The organism is Promicromonospora sp. NPDC057488 (assembly GCF_042802395.1).
Classification (GTDB): Bacteria; Actinomycetota; Actinomycetes; order Actinomycetales; family Cellulomonadaceae; genus Promicromonospora.
In genome coordinates, this window is record NZ_JBHVEG010000260.1 from 1 (window position 1) to 5,952 (window position 5,952).

Below are 5,952 nucleotides of genomic sequence, written 5' to 3' on the forward strand. Positions count from 1 at the left end.
AGCTTGTCGAGACCTGGGTCTCGACAAGCTCGACCAGCGGGTTCCTGGCTCGACCAGCGGGGTTCCGCTCGTTCAGGGGTGGGTCAGGGCTGGGCGAAGAACGTGCGGATGTCACCGACCAGAACGTCCGGGACCTCCATCGCCGCGTAGTGGCCGCCCGTCGGGAACTCGGCCCAGTGCTGGATGTTGGCGTTGTCCCGCTCGGCGAAGGCCCGGATGGTCTTGAAGTCGTCGGCGAAGACGGCGACGCCGATCCGGCCCTGGCTCACCACCGGCTCCGCGCCGGACCGCGCCTCGGTGTAGTGGTACCGGGTCGAGGTGGCCGACGTGTTGGTCAGCCAGTACAGGGTGACCTGCGCCAGGACCTGCTCGCGGGAGACCAGGCTGGTGCCGTTGCCGAAGCTCTCGAACAGCTCGTTGTAGGCGAGCTGCCCGACCGGCGAGTCGCTGAGCGCCGCGGCCACGGTCTGCGGCCGGGAGCCGTTCATCGTGTTGTACGCGCCCACGCTCTGGAACCACTGCAGGTGCTCCAGCGCCGCGAACTCCTTGGGGCCGAACCCGTCCATCTCGCCGTCGGCGCCCGACGGGAACGAGAAGAGCTGGAGCAGGTGCGCGCCCTGGAAGCCCTCGGGGTCGAGGACCGCCAGCTCGCGGCCGATCATGGCGCCGGCGTCGCTGCCGTGGGTGCCGTAGGACTCGTAGCCGAGCCGGCGCATCAGGGTGTCCCAGGTGCGGGCGACGCGGGCCATGGTCCAGGTGCCGCCGTCGGCCGGCTCGCTCAGCGGGGTGCTGAACCCGAAGCCGGGGATGGACGGGACGACGACGTCGAAGGCGTCCTCGGCGCGGCCGCCGTGCGGGACGGGGTCGGTGAGCGGGCCGATCATGTCGAGGAAGTCGAGCACCGAGCCCGGGTAGGTGTGGGTCAGGAGCAGCGGCCGCGCGCCGGGCTCGGCCGAGCGGACGTGCAGGAAGTGGACGGTCTGGCCGTCGATGTCGGTGAGGAACTGCGGGAAGGCGTTGACGCGCTCCTCGACCGCGCGCCAGTCGAAGCCGTCGCGCCACTGCTCGACCGACTCGCGCAGGTAGGACTCCGGCGTGCCGTAGTCCCAGGAGTCGCCGGGCGCGGCCGGGGCGAAGCGGGTGCGGGCGAGGCGGTCGTTCAGGTCGTCGAGGTCGGCCTGGGGGACGTCGATGCGGAAGGGGCGGATGCTGGTGTCGTTGGTGTTCATGTCTCCGACACTACGAGCGGTTCAGGAACGGTTCTTTCCTCTATTCTGAACGGGTTCCCGATCTTTTTTCAGATGTCGAACCAGGTGTCGAAGAGGAGCCACGATGACGACGACGGCGGGGCGGCTGCTCGCCCTCCTGGGCCTGCTCCAGTCGCGGGCCGAGTGGGCCGGGCCGGAGCTCGCGGCGCGGCTCGACGTCACCGACCGCACGGTGCGCAACGACGTCGCCCGCCTGCGGGACCTCGGCTACCCGGTGGACTCGGTGCGCGGCCCCGGCGGCCGCTACCGGCTGGGGGTGGGCGGCAAGCTGCCCCCGCTGGTGCTCGACGACGAGGAGGCGGTCGCCATCGCGGTCGGGCTGCGGGCCGCGAACACCGTCGCGGGCATCGAGGAGTCCAGCGCCCGCGCGCTGGGCAAGCTGGAGCAGGTGCTGCCGGACCGGCTGCGGCACCAGGTCGCCGCGCTGCGCGACGCGACGGAGGCCGGGCCGGTGAACACCGACAGCAACGTCGAGGACCCCGTCGTCGACCCGGCACTGCTCACCGAGCTGGCCGCGGCGATCCGCGACCACCAGGGGCTGCGCCTCTGGTTCCGCGAAGAGCCGCGGGAGGTGGAGCCGGTCCGGCTCGTGGCGTGGCAGCGCCGCTGGTACCTCGTGGGGCGGGACGTCGGCTCGGGGCGGTGGCAGCCGTTCCGCGTGGACTGGCTGGAGCTGCGCCGGCCCGGCGGACGCCGCTTCACGCCCGTCGAGCCGCCGTTCGACCTGACCGAGTTCGTGGTGCGCGAGGTGGCCCGGACGGGCTGGGCGGTGCACACGCGGATCGTCGTGCACGCCCCGGCGCACGAGGTGCTCGACCGCATCAACCCGGCCGTGGGCACGGTGGAGCCGCGGGACGACACGTCCTGCCTGCTGGTCACCGGCGGGGACAGCATCGAGACGGTGGCCGTGTGGATCGGCATGCTGGGCCTCGACTTCACGGTCACCGGGCCGCCGGGCCTGGTGGACCACCTGAACGTGCTGTCCCGGCGGTACGCGGCGGCGGCGTCGGGCTGACCTACCCGAGCATGCCCCGCAGCATCGCCCCGAGGATCCGGGCCAGGCGGGGCTCGACCTCCACCAGAGCGTGCGCGAGCCGCGGGTCGGAGCGGTAGAGCGCGGCGACCTCCGGGCCGGGCGTTGCGATCTGGTGGAAGGTGCCGGCCATCGAGGTGGCGGCCGCGACCAGGTCGACGCCGTCCTGCTCCGTCAGGGCGGGCAGCGCGGCGCGGACCGCCGGGACGATCTGGCCCAGGCCGTCGCGTGTGACCAGCTTGAACTCCCGCACCTTCTCCACCGACACGTTCCGTTCGAGGTTCAGCGGCGTCTGCGCGAGCAGGTCGCAGAACATCCCGCGCTCCGCGAGGGTCGAGGCGAACGTGGCGGCGACGGCGTCAGCGATGTCTGCGGCGTCCAAGGCGTCTACGGCGGCGCCGTCGGCGTCCGGTCGCGCGATGGTGCGGACCCGGGCGGCGAGGGCCGGTGCCCAGTCCTGCCAGCCCTCGGCGGTGAGTCGCAGGAAGATCTCCTCGCGGGTCTCGAAGTACCGCAGCATCGCGGACTTGTGCATGTCCACGGCGGACGCGATGTCGGTCAGCGTCACCTCCCGGATGCCGCGCTCGGAGCCGAGCCGGCGGGCGGCGTCCAGGATGGCGGCCTCGCGGAGCAGCTTGGCCTCGGGGGAGCGGGCGCGCTGGAAGTCGGGAGTCGTCATGCTCACATGTTAGCGCAACGGGGTTGCGTAAGTTAGAGCAACGGTGTTTTATAAACGACATGCAGAAGACATAGTTCATCACCGGCTCGTCCCGCGGCTTCGGCCGTTCCCTCGTCCTCGCCGCGCTCGCCGCCGGCGACCGGGTCGCCGCCACGGCGCGCCGTCCCGAACAGCTCGACGACCTCGTCGCCGAGTACGGCGAGCGGATCCTCCCGCTCCGCCTCGACGTGACCGACCAGGACGGCGCCCGCGCCGCGCTGGCCGAGGCCGCCGCCCGGTTCGGGCGCGTCGACGTCATCGTCAACAACGCCGGCTACGCCAACGTGGCCCCGATCGAGACGGCGGACGACGCCGACGTCCGCACCCAGTTCGAGACCAACTTCTGGGGCGTCTACAACGTGTCCAAGGCAGCGATCCCGCTGCTGCGGCAGCAGGGCGGCGGCCTCGTGATCCAGTTCTCCTCGGTGGGCGGCCGGGTCGGCGGCTCGCCGGGCATCGCGTCCTACCAGGCAGCGAAGTTCGCCATCGACGGCTTCAGCCGCGTGCTCCGCGTCGAGACGGCGCCGTTCGGCGTCAAGGTGCTCGTCGTCGAGCCGAGCGGGTTCCGCACCGACTGGGCCGGCGCGTCCATGACCGTGCACGACGCCCCCGCCGGGTACGAGTCGACCGTGGGCGCCATGAACGCCCGCATGCGCCAGGCCGGCGCGGGCGCGGCGGGCGACCCGGCGCGGGCCGCCCAGATCCTCGTCGCGCTGGCCTCGCGCGACGACCTGCCCGACAACCTGCCGCTCGGTGTGAACGCCACCGAGATGTCCGTGGCGCAGGACCGCCGACTCCTGGAGTCGGACCAGCGCTGGAGCGCGGTGAGCCGCTCGGCCGACTTCGGCGAGCCGTTCCCGGCGGAGCTCCCGGCCGTCGTCGCGGGCGAGGCGGAGGTCCGCGGCTGACGTGCCGACCTCGTCGCCGGGACCCAGGATGTGATCGTGGACGCCGCAACGCTGCTCGACGAGGTGCGCAGGGCCTTCGCCACCACGCCGACAGGTCGTGAGCTGGGGTTGCTCGGCGCCGAGATCGCGGGCGACACGCTCCGCGTGACGTTCGCGGGCGGCTCGGGCGGCTCGGGCCGCCCGGCCGACGTCGGCGGCCCCTTCGGCGCACGCGTCCCGATCCCTCGTGACGCCGACGACCCGCTCTGGACGACCTGGGATCCCGCGACCGTCGAGGAGTGGGTCATGTACGCGGTCGTGCAGGCGATCGCCGAGGAGTACCTGACCGGTGGCGCCCGTCGAGGAACCCGGGATCCGGCCGACGGTGTCACCTGGCTCGTCCTCGACGCGTAGCCCGACGGGGCCGGACCGCTCGCTTGCTCATCTGTGAGGCGCGTCGTGCTCATCTGTTAGCCTGACGGCTGTTCAACGGAGTCGGAAGGGCGGCGGAGGAGCACGATGACGGCACTCGACGAGGAGACCGTGGGCGGCCTGGTGGCGTCCGCGCCCAGCGGCGCGGACCTCACGGTTCCCACCTATGACCGGTCCCGGCTGACCACCGGGATCGTCCATCTCGGCGTGGGCGGCTTCCACCGCGCGCACCAGGCGATGTACCTCGACCGGCTGATGGCCGAGGGCAAGGCACTGGACTGGGCGGTCTGCGGCGTCGGGGTGCTGCCGGGCGACGCCCGCATGCGCGACGCGCTCGCCGCCCAGGACGGCCTGTACACCCTGGTGCTCAAGCACCCGGACGGGCGCCTGGAGGCGCGCGTGATCGGGTCGATCAAGGAGTACCTGCTCGCCCCCGACGACCCGGAGGCGGTGCTGGAGAAGATGGCCTCGCCCGAGGTCCGGATCGTCTCGCTGACCGTCACCGAGGGCGGGTACAACATCCACCACGTGACCGGCGAGTTCGACCTGGCCGACCCGGCGGTCGCCGCCGACCTGGCCGACGGCGCCGTCCCGGCGACGACGTTCGGGCTGGTCACCGAGGCCCTGCGCCGCCGGCGGGACCGGGGCGTGCCGCCGTTCACCGTGATGAGCTGCGACAACATCCAGGGCAACGGCGAGGTCGCCCAGCGGGCGTTCACCACGTTCGCCCGGGCCAAGGACACCGACCTGGCGGCCTGGATCGAGGAGAACGTCGCGTTCCCGAGCTCCATGGTCGACCGCATCACGCCGGTCACCACGGACGCCGACCGCACCATGGTCGCCGAGCGCTTCGGCGTCGACGACGCCTGGCCCGTGGTGGCCGAGCCGTTCGAGCAGTGGGCGCTGGAGGACAGCTTCCCCGCCGGGCGTCCCCCGTTCGAGGACGCCGGCGTGCAGGTGGTGTCCGACGTCGAGCCGTACGAGCTGATGAAGCTGCGCCTGCTCAACGCCAGCCACCAGGCCCTGTGCTACGTCGGCTACCTGTCCGGGCACCGGTACGCGCACGAGGTGGCCGGGCAGGACGTGTTCGCCCGGTTCCTGCTCGGTTACATGGACCGCGAGGGCACGCCCACGCTGGAGCCGGTGCCGGGCATCGACCTGGACGCCTACAAGCACACCCTGATCGAGCGGTTCGCCAACCCGCACGTGGCGGACACGCTCGCGCGGCTGTGCGCCGAGTCCTCCGACCGCATCCCGAAGTGGCTGCTGCCCGTGGTGCGGCACCACCTGGCCACGGGCGGGCCGATCGAGCACGCCGCGCTCGTGGTCGCGTCCTGGGCCCGGTACGACGAGGGCGCGGACGAGGCCGGTGAGCCCATCGAGATCGTGGACCGGCTGGCCGACCGGCTGCACGCCGCCGCGCTCGCCCAGCGCGAGGACCCGCTCGCGTTCCTGCGCGACCGCGAGGTCTTCGGCGACCTGGTCGACGACGAGCGGTTCACCGCCGAGTACTCGGCGGCGCTGGCGTCCCTGCACGAACGGGGCGCCCGCGCCACGGTCGAGGCCCTGGTCGCCCGGGGCTGACCCACCCCGCTGGTCGAGCTTGTCGAGACC

Annotated in this window: 6 protein-coding genes; 4 read left to right on the forward strand and 2 right to left on the reverse strand. The window is 72.6% G+C overall.

Translation table 11 applies throughout. The annotated features are described in order from the left end of the window. Nucleotides 1-83: 83 nt before the first annotated feature. A complete protein-coding gene (locus ACFU5G_RS28505) occupies nt 84-1,229 on the reverse strand; it encodes an epoxide hydrolase family protein (protein ID WP_377252256.1) in 1,146 nt (381 codons plus the stop codon). 103 nt (nt 1,230-1,332) lie between these two features. On the opposite strand from ACFU5G_RS28505, the gene ACFU5G_RS28510 reads away from it, so the two are divergent. Further along, the gene (locus ACFU5G_RS28510) at nt 1,333-2,283 is read left to right on the forward strand and encodes a helix-turn-helix transcriptional regulator (RefSeq protein ID WP_377252258.1); all 951 of its coding nucleotides are present in this window, start codon (nt 1,333-1,335) and stop codon (nt 2,281-2,283) included. Between the two features lies 1 nt (nt 2,284). On the opposite strand, the gene ACFU5G_RS28515 is transcribed toward ACFU5G_RS28510, so the two are convergent. After that, on the reverse strand, nt 2,285-2,980 hold the full coding sequence (locus tag ACFU5G_RS28515) for a TetR family transcriptional regulator (RefSeq protein ID WP_377252260.1): 696 nt from the start codon (nt 2,978-2,980) through the stop codon (nt 2,285-2,287). A 77-nt stretch (nt 2,981-3,057) separates the two neighbouring features. On the opposite strand from ACFU5G_RS28515, the gene ACFU5G_RS28520 reads away from it, so the two are divergent. The 3 genes from ACFU5G_RS28520 to ACFU5G_RS28530 all read left to right on the forward strand — a co-directional run bounded on the left by ACFU5G_RS28520 (nt 3,058) and on the right by ACFU5G_RS28530 (nt 5,922). Further along, nucleotides 3,058-3,927, forward strand: coding sequence for an SDR family NAD(P)-dependent oxidoreductase (locus ACFU5G_RS28520; protein ID WP_377252266.1), 870 nt, complete (start codon nt 3,058-3,060; stop codon nt 3,925-3,927). Nucleotides 3,928-3,963: 36 nt separating this feature from the next. Further along, nucleotides 3,964-4,320: a hypothetical protein gene (locus ACFU5G_RS28525; protein WP_377252262.1), complete on the forward strand. Its 357-nt coding sequence runs from the start codon at nt 3,964-3,966 to the stop codon at nt 4,318-4,320. Nucleotides 4,321-4,425: 105 nt separating this feature from the next. Beyond that, nucleotides 4,426-5,922: a mannitol dehydrogenase family protein gene (locus ACFU5G_RS28530; protein ID WP_377252264.1), complete on the forward strand. Its 1,497-nt coding sequence runs from the start codon at nt 4,426-4,428 to the stop codon at nt 5,920-5,922. Nucleotides 5,923-5,952: the final 30 nt, after the last annotated feature.

Excerpts from the sequence above, each read along its gene's own strand:
- ACFU5G_RS28530 (WP_377252264.1), top strand. The coding sequence starts at position 4,426 with ATGACGGCACTCGACGAGGAGACCGTGGGCGGCCTGGTGGCGTCCGCG.
- ACFU5G_RS28515 (WP_377252260.1), bottom strand. The coding sequence starts at position 2,980 with ATGACGACTCCCGACTTCCAGCGCGCCCGCTCCCCCGAGGCCAAGCTG.
- ACFU5G_RS28510 (WP_377252258.1), top strand. The coding sequence starts at position 1,333 with ATGACGACGACGGCGGGGCGGCTGCTCGCCCTCCTGGGCCTGCTCCAG.
- ACFU5G_RS28505 (WP_377252256.1), bottom strand. The coding sequence starts at position 1,229 with ATGAACACCAACGACACCAGCATCCGCCCCTTCCGCATCGACGTCCCC.